This is a genomic window from Chitinophaga agrisoli, from assembly GCF_008386695.1.
GTDB classification, from domain to species: domain Bacteria; phylum Bacteroidota; class Bacteroidia; order Chitinophagales; family Chitinophagaceae; genus Chitinophaga; species Chitinophaga agrisoli.
The window spans coordinates 1,162,633-1,179,863 of the sequence record NZ_VUOC01000001.1 but is presented as its reverse complement, the minus strand read 5'-3'; the positions used below and the strand labels follow the sequence as shown (position 1 = coordinate 1,179,863).

Sequence of the window (17,231 nt, the reverse complement as noted above, 5' to 3'; positions counted from 1 at the left end):
TATTAATTTAGTTCGCAACGAAAACGCAATATAAAATATAAAAATTGTATTAACATCATTCCGGCTCAAAGCCAAGCATAAACGTAAACTTACCTGCGTCCTTGAGTCCGTTTCCAGGGGTCAGACGGTCAAAACCTATGCCATAGTCAAACCCGAGCAGGCCAAACATAGGCAGGTAGAAGCGCATACCCAGACCTGCAGAGCGGCGCAGGCGGAACGGGTTATATTCGTTGAAATCGCGGTAACCGTTAGCTGCCTCCAGGAACGCCAGACCAAAGATGGTGGAACTTGGGTTGAGGCTCAACGGATAACGCAGCTCCATTACATATTTATTGAAGATAGTGAACCCTTCATATCCGACAGGCTGACCGTTTTCCGGGTTCAGCTTAGGATTGCTGGTATAATAAACCGGGTAACCGCGCTGGGAGATGATATCACGGTCATAGATCGCGAAGTTGCTCAGACCATCGCCACCCAGCTCAAAGCGGCCAAAGGGCGACAGGGTGGTACGGTTATTATACCGGCTGATGTAACCGAATTTGGCAGCCACCTTCAGCACAAAGGATTTGTTCTCTGTGCCTTTGGGTTTGCTCAGCGGCACATACCATTCTGCGTTAAAGCGGTATTTCTGGTATTCTATGAAGTTGAACTGATCGGCGATCGGCTCCTTGGTATAATCCTTTTCAGGATTGAACAGGGAGTACGGTGGTGTGAACTGGCCGCTGATCAGGAAGTTGGAACCGCTTCTGGGGAAGATCTGCTGATCCACAGAAGAACGGGCCAGTGTCAATTTTACGCTGATGTTATTGGAGGTACCATTTGCAAAACCTACGTTGAAGTAATCGTAGTTCTTGAGCTTATACTGCTGATAGTTCAGCGCGTAGATCAGCGTAAAGTAGTCATCCGGCCATTTCAGCTGTTTACCCAGGGAAACAGAGGCGCCCAATACTTTAAAGTAGGTATCGGAGCCGGTAGTGGTACCATATATATATTCATTATAAGCGCTCGGGTTCTGGTAGCTGCTGTAGAAGTTAACAGAGAACTGGTTCTGTTTCTTACCACCCAGCCACGGCTCCGTAAAGGAGAAGTTGTAAGAGCGGTAAGCCTTACCGTTTGAGGATACCCTTACGGACAGTTTCTGACCGTCGCCGCTGGGCAACGGGTCCCAGGTTTCCTTACGGAAGATGTTACGCAGGGAGAAGTTGTTGAACGTTACGCCCAGGGTACCGGTCAGACCGATATAACCGCCCCAGCCGGCAGACAGCTCCAGCTGGTCATTGGCTTTTTCCTCTACGGTATAGTCGATATCCACGGTACCGTCCTGGATATTAGGCACCGGGTTGATGCCGATCTTTTCCGGGTTAAAATAACCCAGGTTGGCAATCTGGCGCTGAGAACGGATCAGGTCAGCACGGCTGAACTTCTCACCCGGCAGCGTACGCAGCTCACGGCGGATCACATGCTCGTTGGTCTTATCATTCCCGGCTATACGCACTTCCTTGATGGTAGCCTGCGGGCCTTCGGTAATACGGATCTCGTAGTCGATGGTATCTCCGTGGATGCCAGTTTCTACCGGGTCAATACGGAAGAACAGGTAGCCATAGTCCATATACAGGCCACTGATATCGCCGCCTTCCGGTGACAGTTGTTTACCGATACGTTTTTCCAGCAGCTCCAGGTTATAGGTATCGCCTTTTTTGATACCCAGCACACGGGTGAGCAGGGAGTCATTATAACGGGTGTTACCTTTCCAGCTGATATCGCCAAAATAGTATTTACGGCCTTCGGATACTGCCATGTCCACGTTCAGGCCACCACGACGGGTTAAGTAAGTGGTGTCTTTGGTGATCACTGCATCGCGGTAACCCTGGGAGTTGTAGAAAGCGATCACTTTCTCTTTATCTTCCAGGTATTTGGTTTCGTTAAATTTAGCAGAGGTGAACAGTTTAAAGCGGAAATAGGGATCCAGCTCTTCTGCGGTACGGGAAGGGACCAGGAAACCGAAAGTTTTCCAGTAATCTGATGGAATATTTACGGTATCCTCGTATGCCTGTTCTTTATCGGGGTGCAGGGTAAAGCGGGTGCGCTCCTTGGTGCCCTTCATTTTCTTCTTGATCCGGGAATCTCCTATGTTACGGTTATCTACTATATTAATATCGTTGATCTTTACTTTACTGCCTTTGTTTATGGTAAAGATCACATCTGCGGAGTTTACCTGGGAGGTATCCGTACGCTCTGTGATGGTGGTGGTTACGCTGCGGTAGCCTTTTTCCTCATAGTTCTTACGTACCACAGAGGTCACGTTCTGCTTCATAGCTTCCGTGATCACGCCGCCTTTGCGGAGACCGGCCTTTTTAGCCAGGTCTTCGCCCTCAGACTTCTTAACGCCGCGGAAGATGTAGTTAGCGAGGCGGGGCCTTTCTGTAAGGTTTATTTCCAGCCAGATCTTGCCATCGTCTACTTTAGTCACATAAATGGCCACATTGGCAAACAGGCGCTGGCCCCAGAGGGTTTGGATAGCCTTGGCAAACTGGTCGCCGCCGGGGTATACTACCTTATCGCCTACGTTAAGGCCTGACAGGGAGATCAACAGGGACTTATCGAGGTATTGGGTGCCGGTAACGGTGATTTCTGCAATCTCGTACTGTTGCGGATTTCCCAAAGCCGCCGGCATGTCTGGCTGGGTAGTTACCGGTACAGGAATGGTATCTTTCTGTTGGGCGGATACACGAATGCCTGCACTGCAACATAATGCGATGGCCAGTAGGCTCTTAGGAAATAATTTCTTCATTCTGCTGAATTTGTTCGCTTGTTTTGCCAAAGCGCCGTTCTCTTGTTTGGTAATTTAAGATGGCTTCGTAAAGATTCTCTTTGCGGAAATCCGGCCAACGGGTATCTGTGAAGTATAGCTCCGCATAAGCCAACTGGTATAATAAGAAATTACTGATCCTGCATTCTCCACTGGTCCTGATCATGAGCTCCGGATCCGGTAATGCAGCTGTGCATAGGTATTGCTGCCAAACATCCTGGGTTATATCAGTAGGTTTGAGTTTCCCCGCGGTTACATCCTCCGCCACTTTGCGGGCGGCATTCACAATTTCCCAGCGGGCGCTGTAGCTAAGGGCCATCACAAGATTAAGGCCCGTATTGGCGCTGGTTATGGAGACAGCTTCTTCCATTTCGCGCTGGGCCTGCGGTGGCAGCATATTCATGTCCCCAATCACATGTAGCCGTATATTATTCTTGGTAAGGGTATTTACCTCTTTACGGATGGTATTCACGAGCAATTCCATGATACCATTCACTTCATACACCGGGCGGTCCCAGTTCTCTGTAGAAAAGGCATACAGGGTAAGATACCCTATGCCCAGCTCTGCGCAAGCCTCCACGATGGTACGCACACTTTCGACCCCTTCGTGATGCCCGTAAAGCCTGTCCTGCCCCTTTTCCTTTGCCCAACGGCCATTTCCGTCCATAATAATAGCTATATGGCGCGGCAACCGTTGTAAGTCTAATTTGTCCTTCAAACTCATGAGTGTTTCAGGCGTATAATTATAACAGAATAACAGATTTACTAAAAGTGTGCAAAGATACAAAAATAGATATATGCCTTTTGCGGCAAAGTACGGACAGGCGTTTTAACGTAGTTTTAACAGCGAAATCCCACGCCAGTGTGATGTTTGCGTTTAGCTACGGCCCTTCCGGAACCACTAAAGTAAGGGGGTAAACGGCCAATTCCGGCTGGCAGGGAGGGTAAATCTGCGGTTAGCCGTTCTATGACTGCCAATTGCCGGGCGGCAACTGCCAATTAAAATTTACACTTGTAGGTGGTAAAGAGGATGCTGATGGTGAACTCCAGGGACACAAACTGGTCTTTATCCCGGCTATTGCCCCTTTGGCGGCCGGCTACGCCAATCGGGTCGCCGGTGGCATAGGAACGGTCCTGCAGCAGGTAAGCCACGGTATTTTCCCCGTTAGGCTTGGTCGGGAATAAATTGGCGCCCGCATAGGTCTTGCTCACATCATCCAGGTAATCTGTCTGGGCAAAACGGTACAGGAGCTCCACGCCTATGTTCACGGAGCGGGAAACATTGTATTTGAAGCCACCACCCAGCAAAAAGGCGTAAGATACCAGGCTGTAAGGTTTCCGGTCCGGGTACTCGGCAGTGCCCTGCCCTTCTGTACGTAAAGGCTGGAGATAATATTTTTTGCCGTTCAGGTAAGCGAATGGATTATAGTAGAACAGACCGGCGCCCCCGGTAAAATAAGGGGTAAAACGGTACCGGTAGCTGCCGGGCTCAAAACGGAAGAAGTTAAAATCCCCCTGCAGGTCCAGCTCATACACATCCGTATTAAAGCTCAGGTTACGCCTGCGCTGGAATTCATTGTCGTTATAAATATCCGAATACCCCAGGCGGGCATAACGCAAATGCGCCCTTACGCCCACATAATCATTGAGATATTTACGGTAATACACCCCAAAGGCCGGTTTAACAGTATTGATCGCGGCCCTGGGATTCAGGTCGCCAAAGTATTGTGCGCCGCCTACGGATAAGCCGAGCTCCCCTACGTACTGCAGTTCATTCTGCGCCAATACCGGCAGGGTAAATAACATTCCCAACACGACAAGGCCGGAAGTAATGATACGCTTAGGAGTAAAAATAGGTCTTTGCATAAATTTCGGTCCTTCTTAAACGCGATAATTCCAGCTTTTGGTATTAGTGATTATACAAATGTATAGAATAATGTGCTCATATGCTAATGTGCCGATGTGCCAACGACGTCATTTGCTGACAACTAAACACTGATAATCAATAAATTGTTTACTTCATCAGCGCGCCAGCACATTAGCGCATCCGCACATTTATTTCCACCGGTTCCTGGCGTCTATCCCCCAGAGCAATTTATGCCGCAGGGTGTGCAGGAAATTGCTGTCATCCAGGCGTAAAAGGCTGAGGGTGAAGTCTTCCTTCTTAACCGCCAGCTGTACGGTGTTGTCTATGGTCTCCATCCGGCTGTCCAGGGTACACAGGAACTGATCGCTGCGGCCCTCTACCTCAAAGGAGATAATATTGTTATCTGGTACGACAATGGGCCGTACGTTCAAGTTATGCGGCGCTACGGGCGTGATCACAAAACTGCCGGCCTCCGGAAATACCACCGGGCCGCCGCAGCTAAGGGAGTAGCCGGTAGACCCGGTAGGGGTGGCTACGATCAGGCCATCTGCCCAATAAGTATTCAGGAACTCCCCGTTCAGGTAAGTATGGATCTTTACCATGGCGGAGGTGTCCTTTTTATGGATGGTGAAATCGTTAAGGGCGTAGGGCACATCGCCAAACAGCGGAATATTGGCGTCCAGGTGCAGCAGGGTTCGTTTATCCACCACATAGGTGCGCTGTTTGAGCGCCTTCACGGCGGCGTAGATGTCTTCCTTACCTATGCTGGCCAGAAAGCCCAGGCGGCCAAAGTTGATGCCCAGCACCGGTATATTCTTATCCCGCACATAAAACACGGTATCCAGCAGGGTGCCATCCCCTCCCAGGCTCACCAGACAGTCTATGGTAAGACTGTTCAGGTCTTCCGGGTGCGTAAAGGTAAGCGGCTCCGCATCGAACCGGATATGCGGCTGCAGGGTATGATAAAATGGCTCGTATATGACGGCGGTGATCTCCTCCCGTAACAGCTCATCCAGCAACTGCTGGATATTGGCCAGGTCTTCCGTTATAAATCCGCGGCTATAGATCGCAATATGCATGGAGAAATAAGCTATTAGCTTTTAGCAGTTAGCTTTTAGTTGCAGGCATTTAGCTAACTGCTAACGGCCAACAGCTAAAAGCTGTTTATCATATATCAATTTTAGTATGTAAAAATAGCCCTTTTTCGCCTAACTGGTTCACGCTGTACTCTACACGAACACAGCTGTCGTAAAAGGAAACAATATCCATACCTATGCCCCAGGTGTATAGCATGCGGTTGTTCAGGAAACCGGTAACAGGCGCTTTGCTGTACGTGTAGCCGGCATCGCTGTAGGCTTTAAGCAGCAGGCGCACCGGCACGGTATTGAACTTTTGCGGTATCCAGGGCAATTTAACGTTAAAGGCATATACCTGCCGGCGCAGGGTGGATTTGAGGATAAAAAAGCTGGTACCATCCACTACATAATACTCCAGGCCGCGCAGGTAATCTTCCTGGTAACCAATGGCCCGCTGGTTCAGATAGGGCTGGTCTGCGGGCAGCTTTGCCTGAGCGCGCAGGCCCAGCGCGGCGTAGGTAAGCGGCAACAGCTGCCAGTAGCGGGATGCGCGCAGCCTTACTTTCCAGTAGTTAAGATCATCAAAAGGCATAATGCCCAGTTTTTCCAGCTCTGCCTGCATGGTAAAGCCTTTCAGGGGATAGATCCAGTTATCTGCCTTTACATAGCTGAAGCGGTACAGCAGATCCAGGTACTGCGCCCGGGTACGGTTGGCGCCCAGGTAGTTAGGCGTATGCAGGGCCACGGAGTCGCCTATCTTTTCGTAATTGTAGGTAAGGAACAACTGGTGACGGGTATTGATGGCCCGGCGGTAAGCGTAGCTGAAGCCAAAACTATATTGCTGCCGCAGGAATTTGTTATCCAGGCGGTAAAAATGCTGTTTGTTGTTAACGGAGCTGTCGTTTATCTCCCGGTTACGGCTGTAGGCGAAGGTGATCCCCAGGCCGTTATGGAAGCCTCTGTCCACATAGGGCAGGCTGTAGGTAAAGGCCAGCTGCTGGGTATAACCTATCTGCACAATACCATCCAAGTCGTCATTACGGCCGGTAAGGTTACTATGGGCGCCCCGTACGCCCACGTTCACACGATCCAGGCTTTTGCCCTGCTCTACCCACCACTGGTTAAAGTTACGGTCTGCCAGCTTAAAGATGGGAAAGGCCAGCAGGTACCAGCGCTCCCAGACCTCAAACACCAGGTCTGCAGAGTTGCCTTCCCAATTCTTTACATTGGTGATCACATTCAGGAACAGCGCGGTATTCATGAGTTGCTGCCGCCCGTTCTCCAGGGTGGTGGAAAGGTCTTTGAGGCGGATGGTATCGCCGGGGGTAATGCTTAACTCGCGGATGATGAAGGGGGTACGGGTTTTCTTATTGCCTGCTATCACTACATTACGCACTACCAGGTAGCTGGTATCTGTTACGGTGGCCATAGCGGGTTGTCCCGGCTCCTGCGCCCGGCAAGGCAACAGAAAGCACAGGCATAATATGCCCCCCAGGTAACAGAATTTGAACATGCAGCGTAACAGTAATAGTTAAATCGGGCCGCAAGCTACAAATCAATTACGAATTGTCAATTACGAATTACGAATGGGGAGGCTGTGAGGCGATGGCTCCGCATAGATATCCCGTACGAATGTTAAGCAATTATCAATCGCGGTATCCGGGGGTAGCTCATTTTCAAAGGGAATCCATATATCCACCTGTGGGGGCTGGATGTGGCAGACGATAGCGTGTGATCAGATGCTGATATAGTTCATCAGCAGGTCGTAGTTCTTTTTAAGCGTGTCTTCTTCTTCCTCTGCGGTAATAGTGTACTTGATCACGTAGTACTTAAAACGTTCAAAAGTAGCTACGAGGGATGACAGCTCCTGGCGGTTGGTCTTGAGTAATACTTCCAGGCGGCCGGTGACCGGGTTGGTAATGGTGTTTACGCTCAGCAGGATCACATCGTTGGACTCTGCAATGCGTGCAATTTCGCTGAGGCTGTAGTCGCGTGGCTCTATTTCCAGGGAAAGGATACCGCCGGGCTCCTTTACGCCATTGTACTGGGCCAGTACAGCCAACAGAATATCCCGGGTAACGATGCCCAGGTATTCATTTTCTCTTGTGATGACCGGTAATGCAGAAAGTTTCTGGTCACTGAAAACTTTCAGGGCTTCGTAAAAATGCGCATCCTCCGGAATGGCCGGTTTAACGCCGTTGTACTCCATGTTCTCCAGCAGCGTATCCGGATCTTCCAGATCTAAGATATCATCTTCCTCCACCATAGCCAGGTATTTGTTTTCCAGGACCATGGGCAGTTGCGTAAGATGATACTCATTCATGAGGCGCAAAGCCCTGGCGCCCGAATCCATCGGATGCAGCACCGGAACTGTTGATATGAGATCTCTTGCCAGCATGATTGAGAAGTGTTTGTATGATCAATATAACAAAGAATATTCCAAATTTCACCTTGCCAAATATACCTTACCGTTAGGCAGGTATCTGTTACAAAGATACGTTTAATCACAGCGTGGAGTTTGCAGCAACCTCAATAAAAATTACAAATGGCCGGTTACGGATGACGGTTGACAGGTATCAATAAAAGCTGCACATGAGGTTATTGATACGCATATACGGTTACAGGCTTACTAGCTTACCTGCTTTTCCACCCTTTCGAGGAAGCCGTGCAGGATGACATTAAATTCACCGGGCACTTCCATCATGGGCGCATGGCCACATTTATCGATCAGGTGCAGCTCAGAATTAGGTATCAGACGGTGGAACTCCTCTCCTACCATGGGAGGGGTGATAGTATCGTTCTGTCCCCATACCAGCAGGGTAGGGATCTTTATATCCGAGAGCTCTTCTCCCAGGTTATGCCGGATAGCGGATTTAGCCAGGGCAATGATCTTGATGACCTGCAGGCGGTTATTTACGATGCCAAACACTTCATCTACCAGTTCCTGGGTGGCCATAGCCGGGTCATGGAAGGTAAGCTCTGTTTTTTTGCGGATGTATTCATAATCCCCTCTTTTGGGATAGGTTTCTCCCATGCCATTTTCAAACAGGCCGGAACTGCCGGTAAGGGTCAGCGACCTGATAGGCGCCTCCGGGTGTTTTAAGAGGTATACCAGGGCAACATGGCCGCCCAGGGAATTGCCTAAAAGGTGTACTTTTTGATACCCTAACGTTTCAATAAACTTGTGCACGTACTTGGCCAGCCCCCCAACGGTAGTTTCCAGGATATTCAGGTCAAACAAAGGCAACATGGGGATCACTACTTTGTTGTACTGCCGGAAATAGTCCAGCAGGTCTCTGAAATTACTTAACGCCCCGAACAATCCATGCAGCAATACCAGTGGTTCACCTTCTCCTTCCTCAATGTACTTAAACTTCCCCAGTGTTTTGATTTCGTAATCCATTGCCAAAGCTTGAAAGTCAATTTTGCGCTAAAATAATTCTTTTTATTAATTCAAATAATCTTTGAAGCGAGTTAGATAGCTTGCATTTCTTTGGCTGCGTTATCAAAGAAAGACTGCAATCCGGCGAATATATCTTTAAAAACCGGTATAATGCTACCGAGCCCGTTTATAACGGCCGGGCCGATAGGCGCAATATAAGGATACACTATAGATTGCATCTTAGTTTCCGGGCTTAGCCAATACAGCTGGTTGGCTATCCATAACAAAATACTATAATTGATAGTAAAGATAATACTATATAACAAAATACCACCCAATCTGTTAAGCCAACCCAACAGTACCAGTTCCACCATTTTTTCGATGGCGGTGGCGCCCAGGCGCACCAGCAGGATCACCCCCAGGAAAAGCGCTATGAAACAGATGACCGGCAGCCAGCGCCAGTGCACATCCCAGTGCTGCTGGGCATAAACGGCGGTTACGGTAGTTAGTTTTAATGCGGCGGCCAGGCCCGCCAGTACGGCTACAAAAGAGAATACGGCTACAATAAGGCCGCGCATAAAGCCTTTATAAATGGCGATTACAAGGGTAATGGCAAATAGGATATCTATGATCATAGAGCGGTTAGCTGTTAGCCCTTAGCTGTTAGCGCAGCCATTGGCTAATGGCTAACAGCTAAAAGCTAAAGGCTATTTAGTTAACAGTTCTTTTACCAGTGCGGAAATAGCTTTACCATCTGCCTTACCGGCCAGCTGTTTGGTGGCGGCGCCCATCACTTTACCCATATCCGCCGCGGTAGTAGCGCCGGTTTCTGCGATAATGCGGGTAACCGCGTCACGTAACTCAGCCTCACTCAGTTGTTTAGGCAGGTAACGCTCGATAACTTCCAGTTCTTCCTCTTCTTTTTTGGCCAGGTCCTCACGGTTCTGCTGGCGGAAGATCTCCAGGGAGTCTTTACGTTGTTTAGCCAGCTTTTGCAGCATTTTGGTTTCGTCTGCGTCTGTTAATTCGCCTGACCCGCCTTCTGCTGTTTTGGCTAACAATATAGCGGCCTTGATGGCGCGCAGGGCGCGCAGCTCTGCCTCGCTCCTGGCAAGCATAGCGGCCTTAATAGCGGCATTGATGTTGAGTTCCAGTGACATAATCGATGGTTGAAAGTTGTAAGCCGGTGATCTGCGCCACGGCGCCTGCCATTGTATGACAGGAATCCGTAATAATAAGATAATACCGGCTAAAGAACAAGCGAGGCAGGACTATTTCTGCTCTTCTTGCTTTTCGTTGAATTTTTTCAGGAATTCCTTTGCGAAGCCGCGCAGGTCTTCTGACTGTTCCTTATGAGGAGTGGCCCGCTGCCAGGTATCTGCCATGGTCATCATGGTCTGGTAGAAGAAATCGGCCATTTCATCCAGCATCATGTCTTTTGTCCACAGGTCAATGCGCAGCGCGGTGGCTTCTGCGCCGTCCCAAAAGGCTACCATCATGGCTTTGGCCTTGTTCATACGCTCTGCGGTGGTGTCTGACGCGCTCCACTCTATTTTTTCCGGTACTTTATTGTCATCCAGCGCCACCTGGATCTGGATGGTAGATGTTTTAGCCATAAAAGGTTGTTTCTGGTTTCAGAGGGCAAAAATAGGGTTTAATGTGCTGATGTGCTAATATGCTAATGTGCTAATGGAGAAATGCACACATTGCAAGCGCGGCCACCGTGTAGAGCCATCATTAGCATATTAGCACATCAGCATATTAGCACATTGCTCCGCGGCAGTGTCCCATCCCCCGGGCAGTTCCACGGTTGCTATATTCCGCAGCAGGCGGGCGCGCAGCTGCTCGTCTTTATACATCAGGCAAAGTTTATCTGCCAGGTCTGCCAGGTTCTCCGGATCGGTGTACAGCACGGCGTCTTTGCCGGCTTCCCGGGCGGCCTCACTGTCTATGGCTACCACCGGCACCTCACAGCGGAGGGCGGCATATACCGGCAGGGCTACGGCATCAAAACGGGTGGTGTAGATCATGGCGTAGGCCGCAGCGGTAAGCTGGGCCAGCGTAGCCTGGTCCGCATGCTGGATCCAGACGATATCATCACGGAACTTATAGTTGCGTAGGCTATCTGCTATCTCCTGGCCGGCAGGGGTTACGTTACCAACCAGTACCAGCTTCATATTGGAGCGAAGCCTGCGTTTTAGCGCGGAAAAGGCTTTTAACAGGGGTTGGATGTTATTACGCGGGTGCATAGCGGCGGTTACGATAAAATATTCTACCCCACCGGTATGCTGCTGCTTCACCGCTTCGCGCTCCTCCCAGGGTAAGGGATGATAGCTTTCATGGATGCCGGCCGGTAAAACGCTGGTCTTACCCGCCGCCGCAGGCGCATATTGTAACAGCTCCTGTTCCTGGCGCGGTGATAATACCCAGATCCCCTGGGCGCGGGTAATATATTTCGATGTTTGCTGCTGCAGGAACTGCTGCCATTTTACTGGCACACCGGCTACTGACTGCAAAAAGGAAAGATCTTTCAGGAAAAGGAAGGCCGGGATCCGGCTGCGCAGGGGCAAAAGGCCATCCATGGCGAGGAATACATCTGGCCGGTGCTGTTTTAAGGCACGGGGCAACTGCCATTGCAGCCACCATTTACGCCGCCAAAGCGAGGGGGCTTTTAACGGCACTACCACCGCCGTGGCATTGGCGGGTAATACCAGATGCGCCGGCACGGGCCGGTCAAAAAATAAGAGGAAGGAATGCTCCGGATGCTGTTGGCACATCCGCCAGATGATCTCCGTACCTATATTGCCGGTATCTGCCGGCATATCTGTGCTGATGTTGATCGCACTAACTCCAATCGTCATGGGAGCAAAGGTAAGGGTAATGTGCTGATGTGCTAATATGCCAATGTGCTAACTGGTGGGACGGACCCTCTATAAATGAAAATGCCGGTGAGAAAATGTCTTTTAAAAAGACGTTCCTTCACCGGCACATCAATTAATTATTCAACAATTGCCATCATCAGCACATTGGCATATTAGCACATCGGCACATTAATTAGTTGTCTGACTTATTCGTGATCCAGAATTCTTTGATCACCACGTTATTCGGATTATCCAGGGATTTGATGGTAATGGTCACTTTTACGGTACGGATAGGTTCCAGCCCCTTGATGGTGATCGTAGTGCTGGCAGTTACCGGGGAGGGGATCTCATCCTGCGGAACGGAAACACCGCCCGGGTCTGTTACCGCTGTAACGGTAATACTTACGCCGCTTTTGGGCAGCTCAGAGGTGATGTTCACTTTAAAAGGATACGTTTCGCCGGGAGAGGCTGTATAAGCTTTCTCCGCTACTCCATCCAGGGTTACCTCAATTGCTTTCTCCTGTGGGGGAGGATTGTCGCCACCAGGGTTATTTTTTTTTCCGCAACCTGTAAAGATGAGCATCAGCATTGCGCAGCCAGCTAAAAGATATGATTTGACAGGCATAGTCGTTGATAAGGATTTGCATAAAATTATATTATTTTATAATACCACGCAAGAGGCCGTTGGGATATAACATAACGGCATATAAAAAAGGGCGGAATAAGCTGTTTTATCTTACATCCATCGCATCCCGCAGGCCATTTCCTAACAGATTGAAAGCCAGCACCATCAGCATAATGGCTACACCGGGCGCCAGGGCTAATAACGGGTTATGGGTGATAATAAAATTATAATTCTCTTTGATCATCAATCCCCAGGAAGGCTGGGGCGGCTGTACACCCACGCCTAAAAAGCTAAGGCCCGCCTCTACCACAATGGCGGAAGCAAAATTACTGGCTGCCACCACCATTACCGGCCCCAGGATATTGGGCAGTATATGCCGTACAATGATCCGCATATGACCGTAGCCCAATGCACGGGCGGCCTCCACAAACTGCAGCTCCCGCAGGCTCATTACCTGACCGCGGATAATACGGGCTACGCTTACCCACATGGTAAGCCCTACGGCAATGAATATTTGCCAGAACCCCTTACCCAGCGCCAGCGTGATCGCAAACACCAGTAACAAGGTGGGCACTGACCAGATCACATTGATCAGCCACATCACCACATCATCTGCCCGGCCGCGGAAATAACCGGCTACAGCGCCCAGCAGTACGCCAATGGTCAGGGAGATCAATACGGCAATACAGCCTACGCTCAGGCTTACGCGGGTGCCGATGAGCAGGCGGCTCAGAATATCACGGCCAAAACGGTCCGTGCCCAGCCAGTAGGTTTTGGTAATGATACGCTGTGTTGCTGTTTGGCGTTGTAAAACAGGCAAAGGCTGTTGCAGCGCGCCTTTACGGCCATACCAGACCTCCGCCAGGGGGTAACGCTCCGGCAGGGAGGTTTCCTCATCTACATATTTTTGTACTACGATATCTGTGCCCTCAAACTTCCATTGGCGTATAGGTACATAGGTTACGCCATCCCCCTGCCCATACAGCATACGGCTAAAAAAGCCCGCCCGTTGCGGCGGCCGTTCTTTTTGCATGGCCAGCATGGTAACCCGGAAACCCGGCCGCTGACCGCTTATTTCCAACGTCATCCGGTTGGCATAGGGCGTGGCGTCCGGCGCTATCCAGTAGGCCGCTATGCCAACCAGGATAGCCAATGCAATAATGCAAAGGGCTGCTACAGCGCCTTTATTGCGTTGTAGCCGTTTCCAGGCCTGCCGGCCAAAGGAGGAGCGTATGTTAACTGTGGTAGTGACTGTCAAAATTTGGATGCGTTACCTTTCAAAAATAGCAACAATTGGGTATCATTGCGGACTAAAGGCATAATTATTCCTATGAATACACAGGCACCGCGACTTAATTTCCTGCAGCGTACCGGACAAAAGTTTTCATCCATACCGGTGCGCTACATGTACATCTTCTTTCTGCTGATGGCGGCTGTGATTGCCTGTGTTTCCTGGGGCAGCTCGCAGGATATGGCGCAGTGGACACGGTATAACAACTACGTGATCTTTAAACAGTCTTTTTTTCGCCTGCTGCATTACCAGGACATCTATACCATCTTGCCGGAAAAACATTACGACGTATATAAATACAGCCCCTCTTTTTCCATGTGGATGGGGCTTTTTGCCTGGCTGCCGGACCTGCCCGGCCTGATCCTTTTTAACCTGCTGAATATGGTAGTGCTGCTGCTGGCACTGCGTACGCTGCCGCTTTCAAAAGAGCGGTTAAATGTGTTCCTTTTCTTTATCCTGATAGAGACCATGATCTCGCTCACCAGCTCACAAACCAATGTGCTTATCACCGGTTTGCTGATACTGGCCTGGCATTTCCTGGAAAAGGACAAACCCTGGTGGGCCACCCTGTTCATAGTACTCACTTTTTACATCAAGATCTTTGGTATTGTGGCCTTAGCATTATGCCTGCTGTACCCCTCCCGCTGGCGCAGCGCTATTGCTACCATCTGCTGGATGGTAGTATTAGGCCTTATGCCACTGCTGGTGATCTCGCCCGATCAGCTGCTGTTCCTGTACAAAAGCTGGGGCAACCTGCTGAGCCAGGACCATAGTGCCTCTGTAGGCGTATCCCTGTACGGCTGGTGGCATACCTGGTTTGGTTTTACCATGAATAAAAATATGTTTGTGCTCATAGGCGCGGCGTTGTTCTGTTTGCCGTTGTTACGCTTTAAGATGTGGAACCAGCCCCTGTTCCGGTTGCATATACTGGCTTCTGTGCTGCTGTGGATCGTGATCTTTAATCATAAAGGAGAATCGCCTACTTATATTATTGCAATGGCCGGTGTTGCCATCTGGTATTTTGCGCAGGAGCGTAAAGGCATTAACCTGGTATTGCTGTTGCTGGCATTGGTATGTACTTCGTTCTCCTCTACAGACCTTATTTTTCCGTACAAGCTGGCCCGCACTTATGTGGAGCCCTATGCAGTAAAAGCGGTATTCTGTTCCCTGATATGGTTTAAGCTGATCTTTGACCTGATGACAGATGCAGCCAGGCCACAGCTACATAAATAGCAAATGGGCTGGTGTATTATCTTACGCCAGCCCATTTACTTTCTATTACGATCAGTTAACTTTCCTTCCTTTCCATTGATAGCTCCCAAACTTGCCCAACCAACCTGCTATCACTATATAGGGCACATGAAAAAACTGCCCGGGTATCACCCATCCCAGTAAATGGCTTTTATGAAAGAAACGGGCCACCGGTATCATAAAATACAATTCTACCGCTATCTTAAACAACATGTAATACAGGAGCCAGCTCCATAACACCGGACAAAATATGGCCACTATACCCATGATCAATAAAGCGGCATTCCACAGGTATACGATGGCCAGCATCCAGGTAAGGCGTTTATCATCATATTTATCTGCTTTGGAAGACCAGCGGATACGCTGGTGCATAAAAGCGCTCAATGTATCTACCGGGGCCGTGTTCACAATAGCTGCCTGGTTTTTCAGGTAACCGATGCTGCCAGGAAAATGCCGGTATATTTTATACATCAGCAGCATATCATCACCGGAAGCAATATTATCAATGCCTTTAAAACCGCCTACTTCATAAAAGGCCTCCTTTTCATAAGCCAGGTTAGCCCCGTTACACATGGTACCGATCTTTAGCTGCGCTACAGAGCCGGTAATACCCTGCATGTTCATAAAATCCAGGGACTGCAGCACTTTAAAGAAATTATTCTCCTGGTGAAAACTTACCGGCGCAGCTATGAATTTAGGTTTACGCGTTTCGTAGAACTGCACAACGGTTTCTATCCAGCGCGGCCCCATGATACAATCCGCATCTGTGGTAACGATCAGCTGTCCGGTAGCCTGGCCTACAGCCAGCTCAATGGCTTTTTTCTTATAGGAGTTCAGCCGTTGTGTGGCGTCCAGGTGATCGCTCATCCGCAGCAATTGTATATTGGGCGCGGGGAATGTTTGCACGATCTGCGCAGTGGCATCCGTAGAGAAATCGTCTATTACAATTACCTGTAGTAATGCGGCGGGATAAGTTTGTTGTTGTAAAGCCTGTAATAATGGCGGCAGGTGCAGTTCCTCATCCCTGGCGGGAATGATGACCGTTACACGGGTTTGGCCGCTTACAGGTTGGGAGGGCGTAAAAAAAGGCGTTTGTTTCCAGCCGGCTGCATACCATATCAGCAACAGGGCATACGCCCCGCCCAGCACACCTGTTATAATAAGGAAGATAGTCATATACGTTTCCGCTGTAAACGGCGGTCAAAAGTATAGCTTTCTGTTAGATTTTTGATGTGATCACCGCGCCCAGGTCTTCTGATAGCAGCTGATGGCCTTTTTCCAGCACCAGGATCTCACCGTCAAAAGAACCATCCACCAGCCGTGGCCCCAGCACCGCGGGGATGATACGGTCGTATTTGCCATATATAAGCAAGGTGGGGATATGATACTGCGCCAGCAATTGTTTGCAGCGTTTAAGGTTGGGCATCATGCGGCGCATATCTGTCCATACCTCGTATACCTTGAGGCGTTTATCCAGCGTATCCATGCTATGAAAAGCAAACTTGTATACGCTTTCGTTCAGGCCTCCCAGTTTGCGTACAAATTGCATTAGTTTGAACAGGAACTCCGGGTGATAGGTAACATGTTTAAACAGCCGGTTACCCAAACTGGTTTGGGTAACAAAATAATGCCAGGGGTTATTTTTGATACCATCCGGCGCCAGCAGCACCAGGTGTTGCAAACGGGCTGCCATTTCCATGAGCAGGCTCAGGGCCAGGCGGCCTCCCATGCTATAGCCCAGCAGGGAAAACTGTTGCAGCCCCTCCTGCTCCAGCAGCATGGTTACCAATGCTTTCAGATCTGCCGGGGCAAAAGGGCGTTCCTCCTTCCACTCCGTAAATCCGTGCCGGGGCATATCCAGCGCAATAAGGGTAAAGCGTTCCCCCATATGTTTTACCAGGGGTAAAAAATGAGCGGCGCTTTCGCCAAACCCGTGCAGGCAAAACAGTAACTGCGGCCCGGTACCCTCCCGGATACCATGAAAACGGCTATTAGCGTATGAGAGGTAAAAAGACGGCATATATCTTCAGCGCAACAATTTTAATCAACTTTTGCCATTTGCCCCAAAC

Annotated in this window: 16 protein-coding genes; 1 reads left to right on the top strand and 15 read right to left on the bottom strand. The window is 49.7% G+C overall.

What is annotated here, in order from left to right; all coding sequences use genetic code 11:
* Nucleotides 1–55: 55 nt before the first annotated feature.
* The 13 genes from F0L74_RS04900 to F0L74_RS04840 all read right to left on the bottom strand — a co-directional run bounded on the left by F0L74_RS04900 (nt 56) and on the right by F0L74_RS04840 (nt 13,878).
* Entirely contained in the window at nt 56–2,791 is a 2,736-nt protein-coding gene (locus F0L74_RS04900; protein ID WP_149836695.1) for a BamA/OMP85 family outer membrane protein, read from the bottom strand.
* Entirely contained in the window at nt 2,772–3,533 is a 762-nt protein-coding gene (gene uppS, locus F0L74_RS04895) for an undecaprenyl pyrophosphate synthase (RefSeq protein WP_149836694.1), read from the bottom strand. The genes F0L74_RS04900 and uppS overlap by 20 nt, the downstream gene beginning before the upstream one ends.
* A 275-nt stretch (nt 3,534–3,808) precedes the next feature.
* Entirely contained in the window at nt 3,809–4,675 is an 867-nt protein-coding gene (porG, locus tag F0L74_RS04890) for a type IX secretion system protein PorG (RefSeq protein WP_149836693.1), read from the bottom strand.
* 189 nt (nt 4,676–4,864) lie between these two features.
* Complete coding sequence (locus F0L74_RS04885; RefSeq protein WP_149836692.1) at nt 4,865–5,755, bottom strand: NAD kinase; 891 nt, start codon at nt 5,753–5,755, stop codon at nt 4,865–4,867.
* A gap of 88 nt (nt 5,756–5,843) precedes the next feature.
* The gene (locus F0L74_RS04880) at nt 5,844–7,265 is read right to left on the bottom strand and encodes a POTRA domain-containing protein (RefSeq protein ID WP_149836691.1); all 1,422 of its coding nucleotides are present in this window, start codon (nt 7,263–7,265) and stop codon (nt 5,844–5,846) included.
* Nucleotides 7,266–7,487: 222 nt separating this feature from the next.
* Entirely contained in the window at nt 7,488–8,150 is a 663-nt protein-coding gene (locus F0L74_RS04875) for a CBS domain-containing protein (RefSeq protein ID WP_149836690.1), read from the bottom strand.
* Between the two features lie 231 nt (nt 8,151–8,381).
* Nucleotides 8,382–9,155 carry an alpha/beta fold hydrolase gene (locus F0L74_RS04870; protein ID WP_149836689.1) on the bottom strand — a complete coding sequence of 258 codons (774 nt, stop codon included), beginning with the start codon at nt 9,153–9,155 and terminating at the stop codon, nt 8,382–8,384.
* Between the two features lie 71 nt (nt 9,156–9,226).
* On the bottom strand, nt 9,227–9,769 hold the full coding sequence (locus F0L74_RS04865; RefSeq protein ID WP_149836688.1) for a CvpA family protein: 543 nt from the start codon (nt 9,767–9,769) through the stop codon (nt 9,227–9,229).
* Nucleotides 9,770–9,841: 72 nt separating this feature from the next.
* Nucleotides 9,842–10,294 carry a GatB/YqeY domain-containing protein gene (locus F0L74_RS04860; RefSeq protein WP_149836687.1) on the bottom strand — a complete coding sequence of 151 codons (453 nt, stop codon included), beginning with the start codon at nt 10,292–10,294 and terminating at the stop codon, nt 9,842–9,844.
* Between the two features lie 111 nt (nt 10,295–10,405).
* On the bottom strand, nt 10,406–10,750 hold the full coding sequence (gene gldC, locus F0L74_RS04855) for a gliding motility protein GldC (RefSeq protein WP_149836686.1): 345 nt from the start codon (nt 10,748–10,750) through the stop codon (nt 10,406–10,408).
* A gap of 129 nt (nt 10,751–10,879) precedes the next feature.
* Nucleotides 10,880–11,995 carry a glycosyltransferase gene (locus tag F0L74_RS04850; protein ID WP_149836685.1) on the bottom strand — a complete coding sequence of 372 codons (1,116 nt, stop codon included), beginning with the start codon at nt 11,993–11,995 and terminating at the stop codon, nt 10,880–10,882.
* Between the two features lie 193 nt (nt 11,996–12,188).
* Nucleotides 12,189–12,620, bottom strand: coding sequence for a hypothetical protein (locus F0L74_RS04845; RefSeq protein WP_149836684.1), 432 nt, complete (start codon nt 12,618–12,620; stop codon nt 12,189–12,191).
* A gap of 106 nt (nt 12,621–12,726) precedes the next feature.
* Entirely contained in the window at nt 12,727–13,878 is a 1,152-nt protein-coding gene (locus F0L74_RS04840; protein ID WP_188315863.1) for an ABC transporter permease, read from the bottom strand.
* A gap of 72 nt (nt 13,879–13,950) precedes the next feature.
* Here F0L74_RS04840 and F0L74_RS04835 point away from each other — a divergent pair, with 72 nt between their 5' ends.
* Nucleotides 13,951–15,144, top strand: coding sequence for a glycosyltransferase family 87 protein (locus F0L74_RS04835; protein ID WP_149836683.1), 1,194 nt, complete (start codon nt 13,951–13,953; stop codon nt 15,142–15,144).
* Between the two features lie 51 nt (nt 15,145–15,195).
* On the opposite strand, the gene F0L74_RS04830 is transcribed toward F0L74_RS04835, so the two are convergent.
* Both F0L74_RS04830 and F0L74_RS04825 read right to left on the bottom strand, forming a co-directional pair.
* Nucleotides 15,196–16,338, bottom strand: a complete 1,143-nt coding sequence (locus F0L74_RS04830) for a glycosyltransferase (protein ID WP_149836682.1) — start codon at nt 16,336–16,338, stop codon at nt 15,196–15,198.
* Nucleotides 16,339–16,381: 43 nt separating this feature from the next.
* On the bottom strand, nt 16,382–17,182 hold the full coding sequence (locus tag F0L74_RS04825) for an alpha/beta fold hydrolase (protein WP_149836681.1): 801 nt from the start codon (nt 17,180–17,182) through the stop codon (nt 16,382–16,384).
* Between the last annotated feature and the right edge of the window lie 49 nt (nt 17,183–17,231).

What these genes read in the sequence shown, in the direction of transcription:
- F0L74_RS04900 (WP_149836695.1), bottom strand. Translation starts at nt 2,791, where the DNA reads ATGAAGAAATTATTTCCTAAGAGCCTACTGGCCATCGCATTATGTTGC.
- uppS (WP_149836694.1), bottom strand. Translation starts at nt 3,533, where the DNA reads ATGAGTTTGAAGGACAAATTAGACTTACAACGGTTGCCGCGCCATATA.
- porG (WP_149836693.1), bottom strand. Translation starts at nt 4,675, where the DNA reads ATGCAAAGACCTATTTTTACTCCTAAGCGTATCATTACTTCCGGCCTT.
- F0L74_RS04885 (WP_149836692.1), bottom strand. Translation starts at nt 5,755, where the DNA reads ATGCATATTGCGATCTATAGCCGCGGATTTATAACGGAAGACCTGGCC.
- F0L74_RS04880 (WP_149836691.1), bottom strand. Translation starts at nt 7,265, where the DNA reads ATGTTCAAATTCTGTTACCTGGGGGGCATATTATGCCTGTGCTTTCTG.
- F0L74_RS04875 (WP_149836690.1), bottom strand. Translation starts at nt 8,150, where the DNA reads ATGCTGGCAAGAGATCTCATATCAACAGTTCCGGTGCTGCATCCGATG.
- F0L74_RS04870 (WP_149836689.1), bottom strand. Translation starts at nt 9,155, where the DNA reads ATGGATTACGAAATCAAAACACTGGGGAAGTTTAAGTACATTGAGGAA.
- F0L74_RS04865 (WP_149836688.1), bottom strand. Translation starts at nt 9,769, where the DNA reads ATGATCATAGATATCCTATTTGCCATTACCCTTGTAATCGCCATTTAT.
- F0L74_RS04860 (WP_149836687.1), bottom strand. Translation starts at nt 10,294, where the DNA reads ATGTCACTGGAACTCAACATCAATGCCGCTATTAAGGCCGCTATGCTT.
- gldC (WP_149836686.1), bottom strand. Translation starts at nt 10,750, where the DNA reads ATGGCTAAAACATCTACCATCCAGATCCAGGTGGCGCTGGATGACAAT.
- F0L74_RS04850 (WP_149836685.1), bottom strand. Translation starts at nt 11,995, where the DNA reads ATGACGATTGGAGTTAGTGCGATCAACATCAGCACAGATATGCCGGCA.
- F0L74_RS04845 (WP_149836684.1), bottom strand. Translation starts at nt 12,620, where the DNA reads ATGCCTGTCAAATCATATCTTTTAGCTGGCTGCGCAATGCTGATGCTC.
- F0L74_RS04835 (WP_149836683.1), top strand. Translation starts at nt 13,951, where the DNA reads ATGAATACACAGGCACCGCGACTTAATTTCCTGCAGCGTACCGGACAA.
- F0L74_RS04830 (WP_149836682.1), bottom strand. Translation starts at nt 16,338, where the DNA reads ATGACTATCTTCCTTATTATAACAGGTGTGCTGGGCGGGGCGTATGCC.
- F0L74_RS04825 (WP_149836681.1), bottom strand. Translation starts at nt 17,182, where the DNA reads ATGCCGTCTTTTTACCTCTCATACGCTAATAGCCGTTTTCATGGTATC.